This window comes from Demequina silvatica (genome assembly GCF_000971215.1).
In the GTDB taxonomy this organism is placed as follows: Bacteria; Actinomycetota; Actinomycetes; order Actinomycetales; family Demequinaceae; genus Demequina; species Demequina silvatica.
In genome coordinates this window covers 208,054-230,068 of record NZ_BBMA01000003.1, presented here as the reverse complement: position 1 = coordinate 230,068, position 22,015 = coordinate 208,054, and the positions used below count along the sequence as shown (strand labels likewise).

Here is a 22,015-nt window from a genome sequence, read left to right as displayed (position 1 = left end):
CCCTCCACACGCGGCGGACGCTGATCCACGCCGGCCGCCGGATGTGACCGTGCACATGCTCGCGCGCGGCCCGAGTCGCGACGGCGCGCGTGGAGAGGCGCTCGGGACGGCCACGCCAACATCACGCCTGGTCACAGCATGGTTACAGGTTGATCACCAACGCTTCCGCGGCGCCGTGCGTCTCCCTAGCATGAGCGCCATGAGCACACGCGCCGTCGCGACCCGCCCCTTCCACCGGGGCGTGGTCATCGCCTCGCTCCTCGCCGCCGCCTTCGGGCTGGCGGCGTGCTCCTCCGGCTCCTCGGACTCGTCGTTCGCAGGAATGGACGAGGAGCAGTCCGAGGCCAGCGGCGCGGACTCGGCGGACGGCGGCGGCGAGGGCGGCGCGATCACCGACAGCCCCGCCGGCGACCGCTCGCTCATCATCACCGGCGAGATGTTCATGACCGTCGAGGACCCGATCGCGGCGGCCGACGACGCGACGGCGATGGTCGAGGACGCCGGCGGCAGGATCGACGCCCGGAGCGAGACCGCACCGCGCACCTACGACGGCGGCTCGGCGCACCTCACGCTGAGGATCCCCGCTCCCGAGCTCGACCCGGTGGTCGAGGAGCTCCGGACGCTCGGCACCGTCGACGAGTTCTCCACCACCTCCGCCGACGTCACCCGCGAGGTCGACGACCTCGCGGCGCAGATCTCGACGCTGCGCGCCTCCACCACCCGCATCGAGGCGCTGCTCGCCGACGCGGAGGACATCAAGGACATCATCACGCTCGAGGACGAGCTCGACTCCCGCCAGGCGGAGCTCGAGAGCCTCGAGGCCCGCCAGCGGGGCCTCGACGACCAGGTCTCGATGTCGACCATCGACCTGTCCCTCACCACCGAGCCGGTGGTGATCGTGGACGATGCGCCGCGCACCTTCTGGAGCGGCCTCCAGTCCGGGTGGGACGGGCTCACCGCGTTCGTCTCGGGCGCGCTCGTGGTCGCGGGAGTGATGCTCCCGTGGCTCGCCGTCGCGGCACTGGTGGGCGCCGTGGTGCTCGCCCTGGTGCGGGCGTCGCGGAGCCGGAGGGCGGCCCAGGTCGCGACGGCCCAGCCGGCCACCTCGGCCTCGCCGGACGAGCCCGCGGGCCCGGCGACCCCCGGCGACTAGAGGACGTGCACGGCGCCCGGCACCGCGAGGCTCACGGGCGCCCCGAAGGCCACGGCGGCGAGCTCGAGGGTGCCGGCCGGGTCCACCCACGAGGCGACGTGCGTCACGACCAGGTCCCCGACCACGGCGTCGCGCGCGAGCGTGCCCGCCTGCGTGCCGTTCATGTGGACGCCCTCGGGGTTGACGCGCGAGTGGGCCCACCCGGCCTCCGCGAGCAGCACGTCGCAGTTGAGCGCGAGGTCGAGCACCTCGTCGCACCGGTCGGTGTCGCCGGTGAACACCAGCGACGCGTCCCCGCCGGACTCGGACGGACCGGTGACGCGCACCGCGACCGCCGGGACCGGATGCCACGCCGTGGCGAAGGTGAGGGTGAAGGGGCCCACGGCCACCGCATCGTCCCCGTGGACGGGCGTGAACGCGAACGGCTCCAGGTCGTGCCGGTCGGTCGCGCCGGCGACCTGGAGGAAGCGCTCGTCGATGCCGGGCGGGCCGTAGACCGGGATCGGCGCGAGGTCCTGGTCCTTCGCGGGGCCGTAGCGGCGCAGCACGGAGAGCGCCGCGAGGTCCGCGCAGTGGTCGGGGTGGCCGTGCGAGATCACCACGGCGTCGACGGTCGCGGGATCGCAGTACCGCTGCAGCGGGCCGATCGCGCCGGAGCCCAGGTCGAGCACGATGCGCCACGTGCGCCCGTCCGCGTCCTCGCCGGCGACCAGGTAGCAGGAGGCGGGCGACTCGGGTCCCGCGAGGGAGCCGGCGGAGCCGACGACCGTGAGCCTCATGGCGCGGTCTCCACCGCGGGCAGCGGCTCGACCTGCGACACCACGGGCCCCAGGAAGCGCTGCGCGAGCGCCTCGAAGCGGTCGCGCGGCCCGGTCGCGTAGAAGCGGTGGGCGGGCGGGCGCAGGCCGGGGTTCTCGAGGCCGTTCGCCGCGAGCACGCGGTAGACGTCGCGCGCCGTCTCGGACGCGGAGTCCACCAGGGTGACGTCGGGTCCCATGACGTAGCCGATCGCGCCCGCGAGCAGCGGGTAGTGCGTGCACCCGAGGATGAGGGTGTCGACGCCGGCGTCCTGGAGCGGCGCGAGGTACTCGTGCGCGACGCGCAGCACCTCGGGGCCGGAGGTCTCCCCCGCCTCGACCAGCTCGACGAACCGGGGACACGCCTGGCTGGTCACCTGGATGTCGGGCGCCGCCGCGAGCGCGTCGTCGTAGGCGCCGGACGTCACGGTCGCGCGGGTGCCGATCACGCCCACGTGGCGGCTGCGGGACAGCGCGGCGGCGCGGCGGGCGGCGGGGATGATGACCTCGACCACGGGCACGCCGCGCTCCTTGGAGAAGCGTTCGCGCGCGTCGCGCAGGACCGCGGCGGACGCGGTGTTGCACGCGATCACGAGGGTCTTCACGCCGTCCGCGACCAGGGCGTCCATGATGTCGAGCGCGTGCTGACGGACCTCCGCGATGGGCAGCGGCCCGTAGGGGCCGTGGGCGGTGTCGCCCACGTAGTGCACGGATTCGTGCGGCATGGTGTCCATGATCGCGCGGGCGACGGTGAGGCCGCCCACGCCCGAGTCGAACACGCCGATGGGCGCGTCGTTCATCCCTGTCCTCCTAGCCTGAGCGACACCAGCGACTCCTGGAGCCACGTGAGCGCGTCGTAGACCATGCCGAGCCACAGCCGTTCGGGGTCGATCCCCACCTCCGAGGGCGAGGACTCCTCGAGCGCCGCCGTGGCCTCCGCGATCTCGTGATGGAGACGCTCGGCGTCCTCGTCGCGTTCCAGCCCCAGCCGCGACGCGATGACCAGGCGCACGTCGGTGAGCGCGGCCGCGGTCGCCATCACGTCCTCCGCGGGGACGGTCCACTCGGTGCCGCCGGTGCTCAGGTCGTCCCACATGCGGCGCAGGCGGTGGAGCTTGGTGGCGCGCAGGTCGTCCTCGGTGAGGCGACGGAACTCGTCGGCGACCTCGCGGTCCTCGGGCGCGGCGTTGGGCAGCAGGCGCAGCAGCGCCGGGTCGTCGGGCTCGGCGGGCGAGTCCGCGAGGCCGTCGAGGAACGCCAGCGCCTCGGACAGCTCCTCGCGGTGCGGCAGCGGGGACTGGCGCTCGCCGCCGAAGTCCTCGCCGCCCAGCAGCAGGCCCACGTCCGCGACGATCCGGGCGATGACCAGGCGCTCGTCCTCGTCGAGGGCGGCGACGGCGGCGCCGTCCCGCGCGGAGAATCCCCTCACGCGTCGCTCCGCTGGAGGGTCGCCCACAGCCCGTACGAGTGCATCGCCTGCACGTGCACCTCCATCTGCTCGCGACTGCCGGCGCTCAGCACCGAGCGGCCCTGCTCGTGGACCTCGCGCATGCGCGCCTCCGCCTCGTGCAGCGGCAGGTGGAAGTACTCCTGGAACACCCGTGTGACGTAGCTCATGAGGTTGACGGGATCGTTCCAGACGATCGTCACCCAGGGGTCGGACACGCGCGTGCCGACGCCCGCCTGGGTGTCGAGCCGCTCCTGGGTCCCCATGGCATCAGCGTACGGCCGGGAGGTGCCGGAGCCTCGTTACTCGTCGCCCTCCGGGCCGAACGCGCCGTCGATGATCTCCTTGCATGCGGGGCACACGGGGAAGCGGTTCGGGTCGCGGCCGGGCACCCACACCTTGCCGCACAGCGCGATGACGGGCTCGCCGGTCATCGCGGACTCGAGGATCTTCTCCTTCTTGACGTAGTGGGAGAAGCGCTCGGCGTCGCCGGGCTCGACCAGCTCGCGGGTGTCGGTCCGCTCGATGGTCGCGGTGCCGCCCTGGGGCTGCGTCATCGGCTCAAGGGTCTCGCTCATGCGGCCCATGGTACGCGGGCGCCGCCCGCGCGGGACATGCGCGGGGGACGATGCGGCGGTCGCCTCAGGCGATCGCGGCGAGCAGGCGGCCCGACCGGCGGTCGTACAGCGACCCCGCAAGGCGCAGCCCGCCCGCGTACGCGGCCACTCCGGCAACGATGCCGGCCAGACAGGCCACCCAGCCCCACGCGGTCGCGACCGTCAGCGCGAGCACGAACGGCAGGACCACGAACGGCACCAGGCTCATCGCCGCGATGGAGGACACGAGCTGCGCGGCGAGGCCTGCGCCCACGGCGCCCACCTCGGCCCCGAACGGGCTCGCCCCGGGCGCGGGCGCGCGGTACGGCAGCAGCACGGCGCTCACGGCGGCGACGCCGAGGCTCACCCCGAGGACCCCGACGGACGCGCCCACCAGGCCCGGCGCATCGTGCCACCGCCCGGTCCATGCGAGCGTGCCCAGGCACGCGACGATCACCAGGGGCAGCGCCCAGCCCGCCACGGCCGCGAGGCGGCCGCGCATGACGGCGCCGCCCAGGCGACCCGACACGATGTCGAGCCACAGCGCGCTCGAGTCGAACGCGACGTCGTTGTGGCGGCCCCAGCCGATGGTCGCGGCGAGCATGAGCGGCACCACGTACGCCCACCGGCGGTCGAGGTCGAACACCGGCATGACGAGCGCGAAGAACGTCACCGGGAGCAGCAGCACGCCCGCGAGCGAGGCGAGGTAGCGCGGGTCCGACGTCCACGCCCGCGCGAGCCGCGCGTACACGGCGGCCGCCGCGGCGTCGCGGGGAGCGCCGGCGCTGCGGGCGGGGTCGAGCACGCGGTCGTGGTGGCGGCGCGCGCCGCCGCCGCGGCCCACCGGGGCCACCAGGCTGCGGGCGACGTTCTGCTGCCACACCGTCAGCAGCGCGAGCACCCAGCCCGCCTGCAGCGCGAGGCGCCACAGGGCGCCCAGCCAGTCGCCCTCCGCGGCCGCGCCCGGGGCTGCGGCCCCCGCGCCGAGCGGCGTGTCCGCGAGCCGCTCGAGCACCAGCGCGATGTCCTCCGCGACCACGTCGCTGAGGCCGTCGCGGAACAGCACGAGCGCGATGGGCGCCATCGCGGCCACGCCCACGGCCATCGCCGCGGCGGTCGCGAGCTTCGCGCGCCGCGAGGACAGCAGCCGGCCGGCCCACGCGGCGCTCACCCGGGCGGCGAGGATCATCGAGGCGAGCATGAGCGCGAGCCCTACCGTCGCGACCGCGAGGACCCCGCCGCCGTCCTGCAGCCACACGCTGCCCAGGGCCGCGAGGAGGAGCGCGAGGAACAGCGCGGGCAGGGTGAGGAACGCGGCGACCAGGAGGCCCGGCATGATGGTCCGCGCGGACACGCCGAGCGAGCGGAACCGGGCGGGCTCGAGCGAGTTGTCGAGGCCGGAGATCACCAGCGGGACCGTGACCCAGCCGAGCGTGAGGACGGCCACCAGAGCGACCATCGCGTCCGCGCGGATGCCCGCGTCCTGGCCCGCGAGCGCGGAGCGCGCGATCAGGACGGACGGCAGCATCGCGAGCGCCCACAGCGCGCCGAGGCCGAGCACCACGGCCCGCCACCAGTCGCGCCGCAGCAGGTGGCGCATGGTCGCGAGGCGGATCGCTACGACTGTCGCAACCACGTGAGGTCCCGCTGGTCGCGGACGTCGCCCACGAGCTCGACGAACCTCTCCTCGAGGTCCCCTCCCCCGCGCACGTCGCCGAGCGTGCCGGCCGCGAGCACGCGCCCGCCGCCCACCACCGCCACGTGGTCGCACAGCCGCTCGACCAGCGCCATCACGTGCGAGGACATCACCACCGTGCCGCCCGAGTCGACGAAGGCCGCGAGGATGCGTCGGATCGCGCCGGCGGAGACGGGGTCGACCGCCTCGAAGGGCTCGTCGAGCACCAGCACGCGGGGCGCGTGCACCAGCGCGCACGCGAGCCCCACCTTCTTGGTCATGCCGGCCGAGTAGTCCATCACCAGGACCTGGCCCGCCTGCTCGAGGTCGAGCGCGGCCAGCAGGTCGTCCCGACGGGCGCGCACGGTGTCGCGGTCGAGGCCGCGCAGCCGGCCGGCGTAGGAGATGAGCTCGGCGCCCGTGAGGCGGTCGAAGGTGTGGAGGCCGTCGGGGAGCACGCCCAGGAGCGGCTTGGCGGACTCGGGCGCGGCCCACAGGTCCGCGCCCAGCACGGTCACCGTGCCGGCGTCGGGCTCGAGCAGGCCGGTCGCCATCGACAGCGTGGTGGTCTTGCCCGCGCCGTTGGGTCCCACCACGCCGTAGAAGGAGCCCGCCGGGATGTCGAGGTCGATGCCGTCGACCGCCAGCGTGGCGCCGAAGCGCTTGGTGAGGCCGCGCAGCGCCAGCGCGGGGACGGTGGTCACCTCGTCAGCGTATCGCCGCGCCGACGGGCGCGTTGACCACCGCCCGCGAGACGGCGTCATGCCTGGCTGACACGCCATCGGGCGTGATGCCGTGACACCTAACCTACGGTCGCGTAGGGTTGCGGCATCCGTACACCGGGCGTACGCGCTCACCGTCGGATGGGAAACTATCCCCCACCCCCCGGAGAGGCATGTCCGCTCAGCCGTACCCCGCATCGTTCCCCCTCAACCGCATGACCTCGTCGTTCGCCGAGCTCTCGGCGACCATCCGCGAGACCGGCCTGCTGCGCCGCAGCTACACGTTCTACTCCGTGTACGGCGCGGCGCTGCTGCTCGCGCTCGGCGGGATCATCACCGGCGTGGTGCTGCTGGGCGACTCGTGGCTGCAGCTGCTCATGGCCGCCGCGCTGGGCGTGTGGTTCACGCAGGTCGCGTTCCTGGGCCACGAGGCATCGCACCGCACGGTGCTCGCGTCCGGCCCCGCGAACGACCGCCTGGGCCGCTTCCTGTCGACCGTGCTGGTCGGGATCAGCCACCAGTGGTGGATGCGCAAGCACACGCGCCACCACGGCAACCCCAACCGGGTGGGCAAGGACCCCGACATCGAGAAGGACACCATCTCCTTCCTCGAGGACGATGCCGCGGTCGCCCGCGGCCCGATCCGCTGGATCACGCAGCGTCAGGGCTGGCTGTTCTTCCCGCTGCTCACGCTCGAGGGCCTCAACCTCCACTACCGCTCGGTCGCGTCCCTGATCACGGGCGGCACGCGCCGCGAGCGCTGGATCGAGCTGCCGTCGATCGCGCTGCACTTCGCGCTCTACCTGGTGCCCGTCTTCTGGTTCCTGCCGCTGGGGATGGCGTTCGCGTTCGTGGGCGTGCAGATGGCCGTGTTCGGCGTCTACATGGGGGCGTCCTTTGCGCCCAACCACAAGGGCATGCGGATCATCGGCCGCGACGAGCGCGTGGACTTCCTGTCCAAGCAGGTGCTCACCAGCCGCAACATCCGCGGCGGGTGGGCGATGTCGATCCTCATGGGCGGCCTCAACTACCAGATCGAGCACCACCTGTTCCCGTCGATGGCGCGGCCTCACCTGGCGCGCGCGCGGGAGATCGTCCGCGAGCACTGCGCGACGCTGGGAGTGCCGTACACGGAGACGTCGCTGATCGAGTCCTACGCGATCGTGATCCGCTACCTCAACCGCGTCGGGCTGGCCGCGCGCGACCCGTTCGACTGCCCCGAGCGCGTCGCGATGGGGCGGTAGCCGCCCCGCTTGCTCAGCGGGCCGGCGCGTCCTCGAGGATCGCCTCGGCGGCCTCGACGGGGCCCCCGGCCGACGCATCGTCCCTCCGGACCTTGCCTGCGACGAAGGCGTAGGCGAGCCCGATCACCACGGCGCCGCCCACCAGGTTGCCCAGGCCCACGAAGGTCATGTTGGTGCCGAAGTCGGCCCAGGTGACGTCGCCGCCGGTGAACAGGCCGATCGCGAACGTGGTCATGTTCGCGACCACGTGCTCGAAGCCCGAGGCGATGAAGGCGAGCACGGCCCAGAAGATGATGATGGCCTTGCCTGCCTCGGACTTGAGGCGGGCGGCTGCCCAGATCGCGACGCACACGAGCACGTTGCACATGACGCCGCGCCAGAACAGCTCCGCCGGCGTGTGGTCGATCTTGCCTGCCAGCGCCTCCGCCGCGTACTCCCCCGCCGGCCCGTGCGCCAGGACGCCCGTCTGGATCATGACCCACGCGAAGACGAACGCGCCGAGCATGTTGGAGAAGAAGATCGCGAGCAGCACGCCCGTCGCGCGCAGCCAGGAGATCGAGCGGCGCAGCGCGCCGAGCGGGAGGATCATCATCGCGCTGGTCGCGAGCTCGGAGCCCGCGAACACCACGATCGTGAGCGCGGCGGCGAACACGCTGCCGGCGATGAGCTTCTCGAGCGGGTGCCCGGCGGCGTGAAGCGGTCCCGCGGTGGACCACATGAGGACGTCGCCGACGCCGATCCACATGCCGGCGAGCATCGCGGAGACGATCAGGCGGGCCGGAGTGCGCGAGAGGCGCGCCTTGGCGGCCGCGGCCTTCGCGTGGACGTCGACGGTGTCGGGGAGGGAGAGCACGTCACGACCGTACGCGGCGTTCCGCGCGCGGTTCAGGGGCTTTGGTCCGGACCCGTGGGGCCGCCGTCAGCCGGCGGTGACCACGAGCGCAGCCGTGTAGGCGATCCACGCGACGAGCAGCGTGGCGCCCTCGGCGCGGTTGATGCGCCCGTGGGTGCGCGGCCGGAACCCCATGATGAGCAGCGCCGCGGTCATCGCGAGCAGGACGGGCAGGTCGCGGCTGATCGCCTCGGCGTCGACCGCCATGGGCGCGATCATCGCGGCGAGGCCCACCACGGCGAGCGTGTTGAAGATGTTGGAGCCGATGACGTTGCCGAGCACCAGCTCCGTCTCGCGGCGGCGGGCGGCGGCCACGGCGGCGGCGAGCTCGGGCGCGGACGTGCCGATCGCGACCACGGTGAGCCCGATGACCAGGTCCGACCAGCCGAGCCGCTCCGCGATGCCGACCGCGCCCCACACCAGCAGGCGCGACGCGATCACCAGCAGCACGATCCCGCCGAGCGTCCAGCCCCACGCTGCGCGGCGGGACATGCCCGCGCGACGCTCGCGCTCCTCGACCTCGAGAGCGAGCTCGTCGACGGGGTCGGTGGGGCGGGCGCGGCGGGCACTCGTGATCGACCAGGCGAGCTGGGCGCCGAGCGCGGCGAGGAGGATCACGGCGTCGAGGCGGCCGATCCGGCCGTCCGCCATCAGCACCGCGAGCAGCAGCGTGATGGCGAGCAGGACCGGCATCTCGCGGCTGAGCACGCCGCGGTGGACGGCGATGGGGATGAGGATCGCGGTGGTGCCGATGATGAGCCCGATGTTCGCGATGTTCGACCCCGTCGCGTTGCCGAGCGCGATCTCGGGGTCTCCCCCGGCCGCCGCGAAGCTCGACACCACCAGCTCCGGCGCGGACGTGCCGAAGCCCACCACCAGCATGCCGACCAGCAGCGGCGCCATCCCGAGGTGGGTCGCGACCGCGGAGGCGCCGGACACGAACCTGTCGGCGCTCCACGCGAGGGCGGCCAGGCCCAGGAGGGTCGCGAGGATCGCCGCCGTCATGATGTCGAGCCTAGTGAGGGTCTGGTTCGGGCATGCGAAAGCCCCCGGCGCCGCATGGGCGCCGAGGGCTGTCACGAAACCGTGGAGATGCCGGGAATCGAACCCGGGTCCGCATGTCCAAACCGAAGTATTCTCCGGGCGCAGCCTGAGGAGTATTTCTCGGCCCCCGACCCGCATCAGGCGAGCAAGTCGGATAGGCCCAGTCACCTAGAAGTCCCGCAGCCCCCGATGACGAGGAGCTGAAGCAAGTTCCCTAGTCGACGCCAGGATCCAGGACGGGAACACGCCTGGGCTGACGGACTTCATGGCGCTCGCTTAGGCAGCGAGGGCGAAGTCGGTGCGCTTGGAATCGGCACCTATTGGTTTGCTGAGGTCGTTTACGAGATAACTCAGCGTTCTCGGCCCGCTTCCCTTCGGAAGTAAACACACGTCGAAACCGATCATCCCCTGTGCAGTTATGACACCAGTCTACCGGGAGGTCCGACAGCGCCCAACCCCCTGCGGGAGGGACGATGCGCGGGCTCAGCGGGCGTACGCGTCGCCGGCCGGCGGGCCGAGCACGATCCGCCAGACCCACAGCGCCGCCTCGGCGGGCGGCACCTGCTCCTCGAGCTGCAGCCACGCGCCGATCACCCCGACCACCGTGCCGGACACGCCCGCGGCGACCACCTCCACCGGGGCGCCGAGCGGCGTGAGGCTCCCGACCTGGGTGGCGGCGCCGCGGATCGCGTCCATCATGTGCGCGCGCAGCCGCGCGAGAACCGCGCCGTAGCCCGGCTCGGTGTAGACGCGGCGGTAAAGGTCGCGGTGCTCGGCGATGTGCTCGAGGTAGGACACGAGCACGGCGGGCGGCTCCGCGGCGCCCAGGTCCACGTCGCCCAGCTGCGCGCCCGACTGCTCGGCGATGAGGTCGAGCGCGTCCGCGAGCAGCGTCTCCTTGTCCGAGTAGTGCTGGTAGAAGGTCGACCGGTTGACGCCCGCGCGCGCCACGATGTCGCTCACCGAGATCTCCTCGAGCCCGCGCTCGCGGGTCAGCGCGAACAGCGCCTCCTGGAGGCGGGTCCGGGTCCTGACGATGCGTGCGTCCACCCCGCGATCCTCCCACCTCGGACCCGAGTTCACCAAGCGATAACCAACACTTGTCGCAAAACTCGGGAAACTGGCCTACACTGGCGAGCAGCGCATCGTGCCGGCCCCGGGGCCCGCCCCGGCGGCGCCGCAGCACCCGGCGCACCGGCGTCGTCGCCATCCCAGGTCCCCCGTGAGAAAGGCGCCCTCGTGGCCAACCTCCTGTTCCGCATCGGCCGCGCGTCGGCCATGCGACCCTTCGTCGCGATAGTCGCGTGGCTGCTCGCGCTCGCCCTCGCCGGCGGCGCGTTCGTCGCGTTCGGCGGCACCCTGACCGACTCGTTCTCGATCCCCGGCACCGCGAGCCAGCAGGTGGCCGACGAGCTCGGCGAGAAGATCGAGGGCACCGGCGGCGCGACCGCGCGGATCGTCTTCCAGTCCTCCGACGACTCGGAGCTGACCGCCGAGCAGCAGGAGCAGATCTCCGCCGCGCTCGACTCCGTCGCCGGCTTCGAGAGCGTCTCCTCCGTGCTCGACCCGTTCGCCACCGCGCAGCAGATGGAGGACCAGCAGGCACAGCTCGAGGACGGCCGCACGCAGATCGCGGACGCGCGCACCCAGCTCGAGGACGGCCAGGCACAGCTCGACGCGGGGCAGGAGCAGCTCGACGCCGCCCGCGCGCAGCTCGAGGAGGGCCAGGCCCAGCTCGACGCCGCGATCCAGCAGGCGCAGGACGCCGGCACGTACGAGCTCGCGCAGGCGCAGTTCGACGCCCAGCAGCAGCAGATCGACGCGGGCCTCGCCGAGCTCGACGAGCAGCAGGCCCAGATCGACGCGCAGCAGACGCAGATCGACGAGGGCACCGCCGAGCTCGCCACGCACGAGGAGCAGCTCGAGCTGGGCGCCCAGCTCGCCGAGAACGCCTCCTCCATCCGCGCGATCTCCGAGGACGGCAGCACCGCGCTCGGCGCCGTCACCTTCCACGACGACGCCCTCACCCTCGCCCAGGAGGACAAGGACGCGGTCATGGAGTCCATCGAGGGCTCGCAGCTCGACGGCGTCGAGGTCTACTTCTCCTCCGAGCTCGCCACCGAGGTCGGCGGCATCCTCGGCGTCGGCGAGATCGCAGGCGTGTTCCTCGCGCTCGTGGTGCTGTTCGTCATGATGCGCGTGGTGTGGCCCGCCCTCACCCCGATCATCACCTCGGTGGTGGGCGTCGGCGTGGGCGTCGCGGCGTCGATGGCGCTGTCCGGCTCCGTGGACATGTCCTCCGTCACCCCGGTGCTGGGCGTGATGCTCGCCCTTGCGGTCGGCATCGACTATGCGCTGTTCATCATCAACCGCCACCGCCTCAACCTCAAGCGCGGCATGGAGGTCACCGAGTCGATCGGCCTGGCGAACGGCACCGCCGGCAACGCGGTGGTCTTTGCGGGCGCCACGGTCCTCATCGCGCTGCTCGCGCTCAACGTGACGGGCATCCCGTTCATCGGCGTGATGGGCTCGGTCGCGGCGTTCTGCGTGCTCGTCGCCGTGCTGGTCGCGATCACGCTGGTCCCCGCCGTGCTGGGGCTCGTGGGCATCAAGGCGATCTCCAAGCGCTCGCGCGCCAGGATCGGCCAGGCCGCCGAGCCCGAGGCCCCGTACACGCCCATGAGGACGGGCCGCGCGTGGCTCAACGTGGTCGCCGGCGTGATCGCGCTCGCCGTGATCGCCATCCCCGCGTTCTCGATGCGCCTGGGCCTGCCCGCGGGCGACCAGGAGCCCGAGGGCTCGACCGCGTACCTCGCGTACACCACCATCGACGCGGAGTTCGGCGAGGGCCTCAACGGCACGCTGATCGTCACCGCCTCGCTCCCCGAGGCCGTGTCCGACGAGGACCTCCTCGCCACGCAGGTCGAGCTGGAGAACCTGTTCCTCGAGAACGAGGACGTCAGCGCGGTCGCCCCGGCGGGCGTCTCCGCGGACGGCACGTTCCTCGCGTTCCAGGTGATCCCGCAGCAGGGCCCCACCTCGGAGTCCACCGAGCAGCTGGTCCACGACCTCCGCGGCCTGTCACCCCTCGAGGACGGCACCGAGCTGGGCGTCGCGGGTTCCGCGTCCGCCAACATCGACATCTCCGAGAAGCTCGACCAGGCGCTGCCGGTCTACCTCGCCGTGGTGGTGGGCCTGTCGCTCATCATCCTCATCCTGGTGTTCCGCTCCATCCTGGTCCCCGTGATCGCGACCCTCGGGTTCGTGCTGTCGCTGTTCGCGGCGTTCGGCGCCGTGACCGCGGTCTACCAGTGGGGCTGGCTGTCCGACATCTTCGGCGTGCACGCCCCGGGCCCGATCCTGAGCTTCCTGCCGATCATGCTCACGGGCATCCTGTTCGGCCTGGCGATGGACTACCAGCTGTTCATCACGTCCGGCATGCGCGAGGCGTACGTGCACGGCGCGAACGCGCGCGAGTCCGTCACGGCGGGCCTGCGTCACGGTCGCGCGGTGGTGACCGCCGCGGCGATCATCATGGCGTCCGTGTTCGGCGGCTTCGTGTTCTCGCACATCAGCATGATCCGGCCCATGGGCTTCGGCCTCGCGGCGGGCGTGCTGCTCGACGCGTTCGTGGTCCGCATGCTCATCGTGCCGTCGCTCATGCACCTCGTGGGCGAGGGAGCCTGGTGGATGCCGAAGTGGCTCGACCGGATCCTGCCGAACGTCGACGTGGAGGGCGCCGCGCTCGAGCGCGCGCACCCACTTCCGGGCGGCTCGCAGGAGGACGATGCGGCGGCCGCCAAGGCCTGACCCGTCACCGGCCACGAGGCCCGCGTCCCCGTGTGGGGGCGCGGGCCTCGTGCCGTCCGGACGGGGTCACCAGCCCCCGCCGCCACCGCCTCCGCCGCCGCCTCCCGAGAACCCGCCCCCGCCGGAGAAGCCCGATCCGCCCGAGGAACCGGGCGTGGGCGCGGCCATCGCCTCGCCCGCGAGCACGCTGAACTGGTCCATGCGGTGCCCGATCCCGGCGGCGTGCATCCAGAAGTAGCCGTAGGCGGCCCCGTGGTACCAGGTGGGCTCGGCGAGCTGCACGCCCTGCGCCGCGAGCTGCTCGAACTTCTTGGCCCACTGCTCCGTCACCCCGAACGCGATCGCGAACGGCAGGTAGCGGCTGAAGATGTCGTGGCCCTCCTCGAAGCGCAGCTGGTCGGCCTCCGCCTTGTCGAGGTAGAGCTCGAAGCCCCGCGCCTGCGCGAGGACGCGCGATCCCTCCGCGGTGCGCGCCGGAGCCGCGCCCGTGGTGGCGAGCACCACGATCCCCAGCACCACGAACGCCACCGGGATCAGCGCGAGGGTGGTGAAGGACGCCGCGGCGATGGTCGCGAGCACGCCGCCGATGAGCAGCGCGATCCCGCCGCCCGCCCACGTCCCGCGCGCGTGGGACGGGTTGCCCCGGAACCAGCCGTGGTGGGTGACGTTGCGGTACAGCTGCTTCTGCACCGCGGCCATGTCCGCGTGGAACGTGGTCCTGAGGTCGCCGAGCGTCACCCGGTCGCGCCCCTCGAACACGGCGTCGAACAGCATCTGCTCGTACGGGTACAGACCCGCGTCCGCGTCGCGCTGCTTGACGAACGAGTAGTCCTTCTCCCCCGCCTCCTCGATCACCAGGTAGCCGCGCACCGCCAGGTCGACGATGGTCGCGGTGACGTCGCGCGTGTCCGCCTTCTCGTCGATCAGCGTGCCCAGCTGCCCGGGACGCAGCCCGTCCGGGGGTGCGAAGGCGACCGCGACAGGAGCCCGCGTGTCGCGCCTGCGCACCGCCGCATCGTCCCCGCCCACCGGACCGACGCCCGGGGTGAAGTCCGCGTACTCGAGGTCCGCGCCGGTGGTGCGGATCCGGCGGACCACGAGCGCGAGGCCGCCGAGCAGGATCGCGAGGAACGCGCCGACGGTCCAGCCGTTGAGCCGGAACGCGTGCGCGAGGTCGCTGCTCTCGGTCAGCGCCGGCGTGGTGTCGTAGGTGCCCGCGGGGTAGGCGACCGCCACGGACATGGGCTCGCCGGGCTCGAGCGCCTGCTGCACGAAGGCGGCGTCGCTGCCGGAGAAAGCCGCGTCGTCGCAGGCCGTGTCGGCACCGGTGGGCCCGGCGAAGCACGCGACGTCCGTCGCCCCGGCCTCTCCCGTGACGGTCACCGTGATGTCGCGGATGGGCGTCTCCCACGCGTCGCCGATGACGTTCCAGTAGAACTCGTCGCCCGCGTCGGTCGAGTTCATCACGTGGTGCACGGTGTACGTGAGCACGTAGGTCTGCACGCCGGAGACGTCCCCGATGCTCTCGTCGCCCACGCGGACCGCCAGGTAGTCGCCGTCCTCCTCCGTGTAGACGTTCGCCGGCGCGCCCGACGGCGAGGACGCGGTGACGTCGGTGACCTCGTAGACGCGGTCCATCGAGTCGTCGTAGCCCTGGCGGATCGGGAGGGTCCAGTACGGGCCGTGGCCCGGGTCCTCGCCGAAGTCGAAGTCGATCTCGACGGTGACGTCGGCGGACCCGTCCGCCTGCAGGTCGTAGGTCGCGTCCCACCGCTCGACCGTGCGCGGCGTCGCCGGGTCCTCGGCGTGGGCGGCGGTGGGCGCGAGGGCGGCGGTGGGCGCGAGGGCGGCTAGCAGGGAGAACGGCAGGGCCAGGACGATGCGGCGCATGGGCCCATCATGCCGAAGCCGGGCGCGGGTCGGGTAGGCGACCCGCGCATCGTCCCCCGCGTCAGCGGTTGATGCCGCGCTGCGTGCCGAACGCGCGCTCGGCCTCGCGCTTGTCCTGCTTCTCGCGCAGGGCCTGGCGCTTGTCGTGCTGCTTCTTGCCTCGCGCGACGCCGATCTCGAGCTTGGCGCGACCGTCGAGGAAGTACAGGCGCAGCGGGACGATCGTGTAGCCCTTCTCGCGCGTGCGCTGCTGCAGGTCCTCGATCTCGTGGCCGTGCAGCAGCAGCTTGCGCTTGCGGCGGGGGGCGTGGTTGGTCCACGTGCCCTGCAGGTACTCGGGGATGTGGAGGTTCTCCACCCAGGCCTCGCCGCCGTCGATGTAGACGTAGCCGTCGCCGATCACGGCGCGGCCGTGGCGCAGCGACTTCACCTCGGTGCCCGTGAGCACGATCCCGGCCTCGAGGACGTCGTCGATGAAGAAGTCGTGGCGCGCGGCGCGGTTGGTCGCGATCACCTTGATGGCGTCACCCATGACCCACCTCCTGCGTCCGTCCGGGGAAACGCCCGGTTCCGGGCGCGACGCACCAGTCTAGCGGGCGTTCCGTGCCGGTCAGCCGACCAGCGTCATCGGGTCGACGGTGTCGCCGTTGACGTACACCTCGAAGTGGAGGTGGCAGGCGGCCGAGGTGCCGGTGTTGCCGGCGTAGCCCACCAGCTGGCCCTGCGTCACGTACTGGCCGCCGCTCACCGCGAACGAGGTGAGGTGGTTGTAGCTCGACATGAGCGACTTGCCTCCCACGTAGCCGTGATCGATCAGCACGGAGTTGCCCAGGCCCAGCTGGTACGTCGCCCACTGGACGCGGCCCTCGCGTGCGGCGTACACGGGCGTGCCGCAGTAGGCGCGCATGTCCGTGCCCGCGTGGAGGCGCCAATACAGCAGGATCGGGTGGAAGCGCATGCCGTAGCTCGACGTGATGTAGTGGCTGGGCACGGGCCAGGCGAGCGCGCCCTTCGTCAGCGAGCCGCCGCCGCCGGAGCTGGAGCCGTCGCTGCTCGACCCGCCGTTCGCGGCCGCGGCCGCCTCGGCGGCCTTGCGCTTCTCCTCCTCCTCCTTGAGCTTCTTCTTCACCAGATCCTTGATCTGGTCGCGGGTCTGCTGCTGCTTGCGCTCGAGCTCCTTCTGACGCTCGAGCTCCTTGGCCTTCTGCTCCTCGAGGTGCGCCTTGATGCGCGTCTGCTTCGCGACCAGCCTGTCGAGGGCCTCCTTCTTGGCCTCGGCCTTCTCGCGCAGCTCGGTGGTCCTCACCACCAGGGCGTCCGCCTCCGCCTTGAGCTCGACGATGTACTCGCGGACCGCCTCCTGACGCACGCCGCGGTTGCGGTTGACGGCCGCGATCTCCTCGACGTCCGCGAGGGCGTTGGTCTGCACGCGCGACGCGTTGTGCTCCTCCGCGAACTTGTCGACGAACTCCTGCGACGTGCTCGCTCCGAACACCAGGCTCAGCGCCTCGTCGTCGCCCACGCCCTGGTACTGCGCGCGGGCGAGCGCGGCGACGATGTCCTGCAGCTCGACGATCCGGTCCTCGTCCGCGGCGATCTGCTCCGAGATCGCCTGGTCCTGGGCCTCCGCGGCGGCGAGCTTGTCCGCGACCAGCTTCTGCTGCACCAGGGCCTGGTCGACCTTCTCCTTGGCCTTGTCGAGCGCCGCCTGCGCGGCGGGCAGCTTCACCTCGGTCTTGCGCAGCTGGCGGGCCGCAGCGACGATCTCCGCGCTGGTGTCCTCGAGCGCGGCCTCCAGGTCGTCGAGCTGCTGCTCGTAGTCGTCCTGCTTGTCGCGCGCCTTCTCGATGTCGTCGTCGTAGCTGGAGGCTGCCTTGAACCCGTCCACCGCATCGGCGCCGGACACGACGGTGCCCGTGACGAGCGCGATGAGGAACACCGCGAACGCGGCGATGAGGGACGGGCGGTAGCGGGTCATGCGCGGGTGTACCTCCCGAGCGTCACCAACGACGCGATGGCGGCGAGGCCCACGGCGATCACCAGCAGCCAGGGCGCGACGGACCACACCTCCTGGGTGCCGATGTACTGGACCCAGGTGACGGAGCTGCGCAGCCAGTCCTCGATGAGGTAGCGGACGCCGAAGAACAGCCCGGCGACGGCGAGCAGCGCGCCGCCCGTGGCCGCGACGGCGCCCTCGAGCATGAAGGGCATCTGGATGAGCGAGCGCGAGGAGCCGACCATGCGCATGATCTGGGTCTCCTTGCGGCGGCTCAGCGCGCTCAGGCGGATGGTGGTGGTGATGAGCAGCATCGCGGCCAGCAGCATGACCGCGGCGAGGGCGGCGGCGACCACGGTCGCGGCGTTGAGGAAGCGGAACAGCTCGGAGAAGATCTCGCGCTGGTCGCGGACCACGTCCACGCCCGGCAGGCCCTCGGTCGCGTCGGCGACCACCTGGTACTGCTCGGGGTCGGAGAGCTTGACGCGGAAGCTGGGCTGCATCTGGTCCGCGGTGAGCGAGGACCAGATGCCCTCGTCGTCGTTCGCGACGAACTTGTCGTACGCCTGCTCGCGCGACTCGTAGTAGACCTCCTGCACCAGGCCGGCGAGCGCGCCGTCCTCGAGCACGCCGCGGATCGCGTCCTCCTGCTCGGGGGTGACGGCACCCTCGGCGCAGCGTTCGTTGCGGGAGTTCTCGGGGCACAGGAAGATCGAGATCTCGACCTTGCCGTACCAGTCGTCCTTGAGCTGGTCGATCTGCATCTGGGTGAGCGCGGCGGCGCCCACGAACATGAGCGACACGAACGTGACGAGCACCACGGACAGCGCCATGGTGCCGTTGCGACGGAGGCCGTTGACCACCTCGCCCAGGATGAACCGGAGCCTCACACGCGCTCCAGCCCGTAGACGCCGCGGTCCTGGTCGCGGACCAGCTGGCCGCCGCGGAGCTCGATGACGCGCTTGCGCATCTGGTCCACGATCTCGTCGTCGTGGGTCGCCATGAGCACGGTGGTGCCGGTGCGGTTGATGCGGTCGAGCAGGCGCATGATGCCCACCGACGTGCCGGGGTCGAGGTTTCCTGTCGGCTCGTCGCACAGCAGGATCGGCGGGTGGTTGACGAACGCGCGCGCGATGGCCACGCGCTGCTGCTCGCCGCCGGACAGCTCGTGCGGCATGCGCCGCTCCTTGCCCGACAGTCCCACCAGCTCGAGCATCTCGGGCACGGTGGACTGGATGTGGTGGCGGCTCTTGCCGATCACCTGGAGCGCGAACGCGACGTTCTGGTAGACCGTCTTGTTCGGCAGCAGGCGGAAGTCCTGGAACACCGCGCCGATCTCGCGGCGCAGGTGCGGCACCCGCCACGCGGACAGCTTGTTGAGGTGGCGGCCCGCGACGTAGACGTCCCCGCCCGTGGGGCGCTCCTCGCGCAGGATCAGCTTGAGAAACGTCGACTTGCCCGAACCGGACGAGCCCACGAGGAACACGAAGTCGCCGCGCTCGATCTCCACGGAGACGGAGTCGAGCGCGGGACGGGCGCCCCGCTTGTAGACCTTGGTGGCGTTGTCGAGTCGAATCATGTGATGCGCGGGCGCGAGGGGTAGGAGACCCGCGCCACCTGTGCATCGTAGGAACGCCCGCGCCGGGGTCCCGGGAGGCGCGCCGCATCGGGCGTGTCCCGTTCGTCACGTCCCGACAGTTGACCTTCCGCCAACCAACGTGACCCGAGCGCCTATCCACGCGAGAAGTGCACTGATCCACCGGGGTGCCCCGATGTGAACGGAAACACGTCCGCGACAGGCGCGTTCCGCATCGTCCCTGGTGGGGAGGCGCCCGGGGGTCAGTCCTCGTTCTGGGAGGACCGGCGCCAGCGGATGCCGGCGTCGATGAAGCCGTCGAGGTCGCCGTCGAACACGATCTGGGGGTTGCCGACCTCGTAGCCGGTGCGCAGGTCCTTGACCAGCTGCTGGCCGTAGAGGAAGTACGAGCGCATCTGGTCGCCCCAGCTCGCCTTGATGTCTCCGGCGAGCTCCTTCTTCTGCGCCGCCTCCTGCTCCTTCTTGAGCAGCAGCAGGCGCGACTGGAGCACGCGCATGGCGGCGGCGCGGTTCTGGATCTGCGACTTCTCGTCCTGCATCGACACCACGATGCCGGTGGGGAGGTGCGTGAGGCGCACCGCGGAGTCGGTGGTGTTGACCGACTGGCCGCCGGGGCCCGACGAGCGGAACACGTCGACCTTGATCTCCGACTCCGGGACCTCGATGTGGTCGGTCGACTCGATCTGCGGGATCACCTCGACGGCCGCGAACGAGGTCTGGCGCTTGTCCGCCGAGCCGAACGGGCTGATCCGCGCGAGGCGGTGCGTGCCCGCCTCCACCGACAGCGTGCCGAACGCGTACGGCGCGTTGAGCTCGAACGTCGCGGACTTGATGCCCGCGCCCTCGGCGTACGACGTGTCGAGCACCTTGGTGCCGTAGCCGTGACGCTCGGCCCAGCGCAGGTACATGCGCAGCAGCATCTCGGCGAAGTCGGTCGCGTCGTCGCCGCCCGCGCCCGAGCGGATGGTCACCACGGCGTTGCGCTCGTCCCACTCCCCCGTCATGAGGGTGCGGATCTCGAGCGCCGCGAGGTCCTTCTTGATGCCGGCGAGGTCCGCGTCCGCCTCGGCGAGCGTGTCCGCGTCATCGCCCTCGGTGCCGAGCTCGACCAGCACCTCGAGGTCGTCGATGCGGGAGCCCATGCGCGCGACCCGCTCGAGCTCGGCGTTGGCCTGGCTCAGCTGGCTGGTGACGGCCTGCGCGTTCTCCTGGTCGTCCCACAGGTCCGGCGCGGCGGCCTGCTCCTCGAGCTCGGCGATGCGCGCCTTGAGCTTGGCGGGGTCCGTCACCGCCTCGATCTGCGAGAAGGTCGAGCGGAGCTCCTGGATCTCAAGCGCGAAGTCGGTGGCCACGAGGGTCCAGTCTAGTGGCGCGCGTGCCCCACGCGTGCGGGGCGAGCCCGCTCAGCCGCCGGTGACGGCGTCGATCGCGTCCTTCGCGGATCCCACCGCATCCTCGACGCCCTTCTTGGCGTCCTCGACCTTCTGCTGGGTGTCCTCCACCTGGTCCTGGATCTCGCCCACCCGCTCCTCGGCGTCCTTCTGCACGTCCTTGGCCTTCTCGACGGCGTCCTCGACGCCCGCCGTGGCGTCCGCGACGGAGGCGGCGACGTCGCCGCAGCCCGTGAGCACGGTGGACAGCGCGGCGGCGGACACGGCGAGGGTGACGATGCGGCGGTTCATGGACCCCATCATCGCAAACCCGGGCGACGCCCGGGTACGGCGGGACGATGCGGCGGCCGGCGCATCGTCCCCCGTCACCCGGGTGCGGGGAGGCCCCGCAACATGGCGGCAACTATCGCTCGCTAGGCTGACGGGAGCCCGCGGAGGTCGCGGCGACGCCACCCCACGGAGGTCACCCGCGTGAGCCCTGCCCGCCTTCCCGCCGTCCCCGCCGCACCCGGCGTCACGCTCATCACCGGGGCGACGGTGATCGACGGCACCGGTGCGGAGCCGCGAGAGGGCTGCGACGTCGAGATCCGCGACGGCGTCATCACCGCCGTGGGCCCGACGAGCCCCGCGGCCACACGCCCGGATACCCTCGTCGACGGCGCGGGCGCCTGGCTGATGCCGGGGTTCGTCGACGCGCACGTGCACCTCACCATGCCCAACGGCGCGCGCGCCGAGGACGAGCGCCTCAAGTTCGCCGAGGAGCACGCCTTCGCGACCGCCGAGTCGATGCGGCTCACGCTCGACGCCGGCGTGACCGCCGCGCGCGACCTGTCGGGCCTCACGCCGGGCTACCGGAACGCCGTCGCCCAGGGGTTGATCGCGGGACCGCGCATGCATATGTCGATCGCGCTGCTGTCCCCCACCGGCGGTCACGCGGATCCGATCCACGCGAACGGCAGCGTGGCCGGCTACGTGGCCTACGAGCCCATCCCCAGCTGGGCCGTGGTGGACACGGACGAGGAGGTGGTCAAGGCGGTCCGGACGCTGATGCGCACCGGCGCCGACGTGATCAAGGTGTGCACCACCGGCGGCATCTCCACTCCGACGGACAGCCCGGACGACCTGGGGCTGAGCGAGGAGCAGGTGCGGCTCATCGCCGCCGAGGTGGCCCGGCGCAGCGGGCGCGCGATCGCGGCGCACGCGCAGGGCAACGCGGGCGCGCTCGCCGCCGTGCGCGGCGGCACCACCAGCCTCGAGCACGGCTACGAGATGTCCGAGGAGCTCATCGCGGAGATGCGCGCGCACGGCACCGTGCTGGTCCCGACCCTGTCCACGCTGTCCCTCACCCCCGACCCGGCCGTCAAGCCGGCCGCGGTGGTGGCCAAGAAGAAGGAGTGGCAGGTGCGCGGGCGCGACGCCGCCGCGCGGGCGATCGCCGCGGGCATCCCCGTCGCGCTCGGCACCGACGCCGGCATCCACCCGCACGGGCGGAACCTCGCCGAACTGGGCCACCTGGTGGACGCCGGCATGACCCCTCTCGCCGCGATCCACGCGGGCACTCAGGCGGGCGCGCGGCTGCTGGGACTCGACGCCCACATGGGGACGGTCGCGCCGGGCATGCTCGCCGACCTGGTGCTGACGGGCATCGACCCGCTGGCCCGTATCCACGCCCTGGCGGACGCCCGCACGGTCGAGGCCGTGATGCAGGGAGGCCGCGTGGTCAAGGACGGCGCGGGGCGCCGGTCGACGCCGCGGGCCTGA

Annotated in this window: 21 protein-coding genes and 1 other RNA gene; 4 read left to right on the top strand and 18 right to left on the bottom strand. The window is 72.2% G+C overall.

Annotation, left to right across the window (positions count from 1 at the left end; translation table 11 throughout):
• Positions 1-199: 199 nt before the first annotated feature.
• The gene (locus tag AOM05_RS04975) at positions 200-1,153 is read left to right on the top strand and encodes a DUF4349 domain-containing protein (protein WP_062519950.1); all 954 of its coding nucleotides are present in this window, start codon (positions 200-202) and stop codon (positions 1,151-1,153) included.
• On the opposite strand, the gene AOM05_RS04970 is transcribed toward AOM05_RS04975, so the two are convergent.
• The 7 genes from AOM05_RS04970 to AOM05_RS04940 all read right to left on the bottom strand — a co-directional run bounded on the left by AOM05_RS04970 (position 1,150) and on the right by AOM05_RS04940 (position 6,372).
• The gene (locus AOM05_RS04970; protein WP_062519948.1) at positions 1,150-1,932 is read right to left on the bottom strand and encodes an MBL fold metallo-hydrolase; all 783 of its coding nucleotides are present in this window, start codon (positions 1,930-1,932) and stop codon (positions 1,150-1,152) included. The genes AOM05_RS04975 and AOM05_RS04970 overlap by 4 nt on opposite strands.
• Complete coding sequence (murI, locus tag AOM05_RS04965; protein ID WP_062519946.1) at positions 1,929-2,750, bottom strand: glutamate racemase; 822 nt, start codon at positions 2,748-2,750, stop codon at positions 1,929-1,931. Before murI ends, AOM05_RS04970 begins: the two co-directional genes overlap by 4 nt.
• Complete coding sequence (locus AOM05_RS04960; RefSeq protein ID WP_062519944.1) at positions 2,747-3,379, bottom strand: DUF2017 family protein; 633 nt, start codon at positions 3,377-3,379, stop codon at positions 2,747-2,749. Before AOM05_RS04960 ends, murI begins: the two co-directional genes overlap by 4 nt.
• Positions 3,376-3,663 carry an ATP-dependent Clp protease adapter ClpS gene (gene clpS / locus AOM05_RS04955; protein ID WP_062519942.1) on the bottom strand — a complete coding sequence of 96 codons (288 nt, stop codon included), beginning with the start codon at positions 3,661-3,663 and terminating at the stop codon, positions 3,376-3,378. The genes AOM05_RS04960 and clpS overlap by 4 nt, the downstream gene beginning before the upstream one ends.
• Positions 3,664-3,699: 36 nt before the next feature.
• Positions 3,700-3,975, bottom strand: coding sequence for a DUF3039 domain-containing protein (locus AOM05_RS04950; RefSeq protein ID WP_082097275.1), 276 nt, complete (start codon positions 3,973-3,975; stop codon positions 3,700-3,702).
• Positions 3,976-4,039: 64 nt separating this feature from the next.
• On the bottom strand, positions 4,040-5,629 hold the full coding sequence (locus tag AOM05_RS04945) for a hypothetical protein (protein WP_156165038.1): 1,590 nt from the start codon (positions 5,627-5,629) through the stop codon (positions 4,040-4,042).
• Positions 5,611-6,372 carry an ABC transporter ATP-binding protein gene (locus tag AOM05_RS04940; RefSeq protein ID WP_228373214.1) on the bottom strand — a complete coding sequence of 254 codons (762 nt, stop codon included), beginning with the start codon at positions 6,370-6,372 and terminating at the stop codon, positions 5,611-5,613. Before AOM05_RS04940 ends, AOM05_RS04945 begins: the two co-directional genes overlap by 19 nt.
• Positions 6,373-6,563: 191 nt before the next feature.
• On the opposite strand from AOM05_RS04940, the gene AOM05_RS04935 reads away from it, so the two are divergent.
• Complete coding sequence (locus AOM05_RS04935) at positions 6,564-7,634, top strand: fatty acid desaturase family protein (RefSeq protein WP_228373213.1); 1,071 nt, start codon at positions 6,564-6,566, stop codon at positions 7,632-7,634.
• Positions 7,635-7,647: 13 nt separating this feature from the next.
• On the opposite strand, the gene AOM05_RS04930 is transcribed toward AOM05_RS04935, so the two are convergent.
• From AOM05_RS04930 to AOM05_RS04915, 4 genes are all read right to left on the bottom strand, one after another.
• Positions 7,648-8,487: a formate/nitrite transporter family protein gene (locus AOM05_RS04930; RefSeq protein ID WP_062519936.1), complete on the bottom strand. Its 840-nt coding sequence runs from the start codon at positions 8,485-8,487 to the stop codon at positions 7,648-7,650.
• A 66-nt stretch (positions 8,488-8,553) separates the two neighbouring features.
• Positions 8,554-9,531 carry a calcium/sodium antiporter gene (locus AOM05_RS04925; RefSeq protein ID WP_062519934.1) on the bottom strand — a complete coding sequence of 326 codons (978 nt, stop codon included), beginning with the start codon at positions 9,529-9,531 and terminating at the stop codon, positions 8,554-8,556.
• 79 nt (positions 9,532-9,610) lie between these two features.
• Positions 9,611-9,979, bottom strand: a transfer-messenger RNA (tmRNA) gene (ssrA, locus tag AOM05_RS04920).
• Positions 9,980-10,053: 74 nt separating this feature from the next.
• Entirely contained in the window at positions 10,054-10,620 is a 567-nt protein-coding gene (locus AOM05_RS04915) for a TetR/AcrR family transcriptional regulator (RefSeq protein ID WP_062519933.1), read from the bottom strand.
• Positions 10,621-10,809: 189 nt separating this feature from the next.
• Here AOM05_RS04915 and AOM05_RS04910 point away from each other — a divergent pair, with 189 nt between their 5' ends.
• Positions 10,810-13,380, top strand: a complete 2,571-nt coding sequence (locus AOM05_RS04910; RefSeq protein ID WP_062519931.1) for an MMPL family transporter — start codon at positions 10,810-10,812, stop codon at positions 13,378-13,380.
• Between the two features lie 66 nt (positions 13,381-13,446).
• Here AOM05_RS04910 and AOM05_RS04905 read toward each other — a convergent pair whose 3' ends face one another.
• The 7 genes from AOM05_RS04905 to AOM05_RS04875 form a co-directional block, all read right to left on the bottom strand.
• Positions 13,447-15,270 (bottom strand): DUF2207 domain-containing protein, encoded by a 1,824-nt coding sequence (locus tag AOM05_RS04905; protein WP_062519929.1) that lies wholly within the window; start codon positions 15,268-15,270, stop codon positions 13,447-13,449.
• A gap of 61 nt (positions 15,271-15,331) precedes the next feature.
• Complete coding sequence (gene smpB, locus AOM05_RS04900; RefSeq protein WP_062287875.1) at positions 15,332-15,802, bottom strand: SsrA-binding protein SmpB; 471 nt, start codon at positions 15,800-15,802, stop codon at positions 15,332-15,334.
• A 78-nt stretch (positions 15,803-15,880) separates the two neighbouring features.
• Entirely contained in the window at positions 15,881-17,248 is a 1,368-nt protein-coding gene (locus AOM05_RS04895) for a M23 family metallopeptidase (protein ID WP_062519928.1), read from the bottom strand.
• Positions 17,245-18,156 carry a permease-like cell division protein FtsX gene (gene ftsX, locus AOM05_RS04890; RefSeq protein ID WP_062519926.1) on the bottom strand — a complete coding sequence of 304 codons (912 nt, stop codon included), beginning with the start codon at positions 18,154-18,156 and terminating at the stop codon, positions 17,245-17,247. The genes AOM05_RS04895 and ftsX overlap by 4 nt, the downstream gene beginning before the upstream one ends.
• Positions 18,153-18,845: a cell division ATP-binding protein FtsE gene (gene ftsE / locus AOM05_RS04885; protein ID WP_062519925.1), complete on the bottom strand. Its 693-nt coding sequence runs from the start codon at positions 18,843-18,845 to the stop codon at positions 18,153-18,155. The genes ftsX and ftsE overlap by 4 nt, the downstream gene beginning before the upstream one ends.
• A 260-nt stretch (positions 18,846-19,105) precedes the next feature.
• Entirely contained in the window at positions 19,106-20,215 is a 1,110-nt protein-coding gene (gene prfB, locus AOM05_RS04880) for a peptide chain release factor 2 (protein WP_062519924.1), read from the bottom strand.
• A 51-nt stretch (positions 20,216-20,266) separates the two neighbouring features.
• Complete coding sequence (locus AOM05_RS04875; protein WP_062519923.1) at positions 20,267-20,545, bottom strand: hypothetical protein; 279 nt, start codon at positions 20,543-20,545, stop codon at positions 20,267-20,269.
• Between the two features lie 180 nt (positions 20,546-20,725).
• Between AOM05_RS04875 and AOM05_RS04870 the strand changes: the two genes are divergently transcribed.
• Entirely contained in the window at positions 20,726-22,015 is a 1,290-nt protein-coding gene (locus AOM05_RS04870; protein WP_082097273.1) for an amidohydrolase family protein, read from the top strand.

Coding starts and splice junctions, on each gene's coding strand:
- AOM05_RS04975 (WP_062519950.1), top strand. CDS start 200: ATGAGCACACGCGCCGTCGCGACCCGCCCCTTCCACCGGGGCGTGGTC.
- AOM05_RS04970 (WP_062519948.1), bottom strand. CDS start 1,932: ATGAGGCTCACGGTCGTCGGCTCCGCCGGCTCCCTCGCGGGACCCGAG.
- murI (WP_062519946.1), bottom strand. CDS start 2,750: ATGAACGACGCGCCCATCGGCGTGTTCGACTCGGGCGTGGGCGGCCTC.
- clpS (WP_062519942.1), bottom strand. CDS start 3,663: ATGGGGACCCAGGAGCGGCTCGACACCCAGGCGGGCGTCGGCACGCGC.
- AOM05_RS04950 (WP_082097275.1), bottom strand. CDS start 3,975: ATGAGCGAGACCCTTGAGCCGATGACGCAGCCCCAGGGCGGCACCGCG.
- AOM05_RS04935 (WP_228373213.1), top strand. CDS start 6,564: ATGTCCGCTCAGCCGTACCCCGCATCGTTCCCCCTCAACCGCATGACC.
- AOM05_RS04925 (WP_062519934.1), bottom strand. CDS start 9,531: ATGACGGCGGCGATCCTCGCGACCCTCCTGGGCCTGGCCGCCCTCGCG.
- AOM05_RS04905 (WP_062519929.1), bottom strand. CDS start 15,270: ATGCGCCGCATCGTCCTGGCCCTGCCGTTCTCCCTGCTAGCCGCCCTC.
- smpB (WP_062287875.1), bottom strand. CDS start 15,802: ATGGGTGACGCCATCAAGGTGATCGCGACCAACCGCGCCGCGCGCCAC.
- AOM05_RS04895 (WP_062519928.1), bottom strand. CDS start 17,248: ATGACCCGCTACCGCCCGTCCCTCATCGCCGCGTTCGCGGTGTTCCTC.
- ftsE (WP_062519925.1), bottom strand. CDS start 18,845: ATGATTCGACTCGACAACGCCACCAAGGTCTACAAGCGGGGCGCCCGT.
- AOM05_RS04875 (WP_062519923.1), bottom strand. CDS start 20,545: ATGAACCGCCGCATCGTCACCCTCGCCGTGTCCGCCGCCGCGCTGTCC.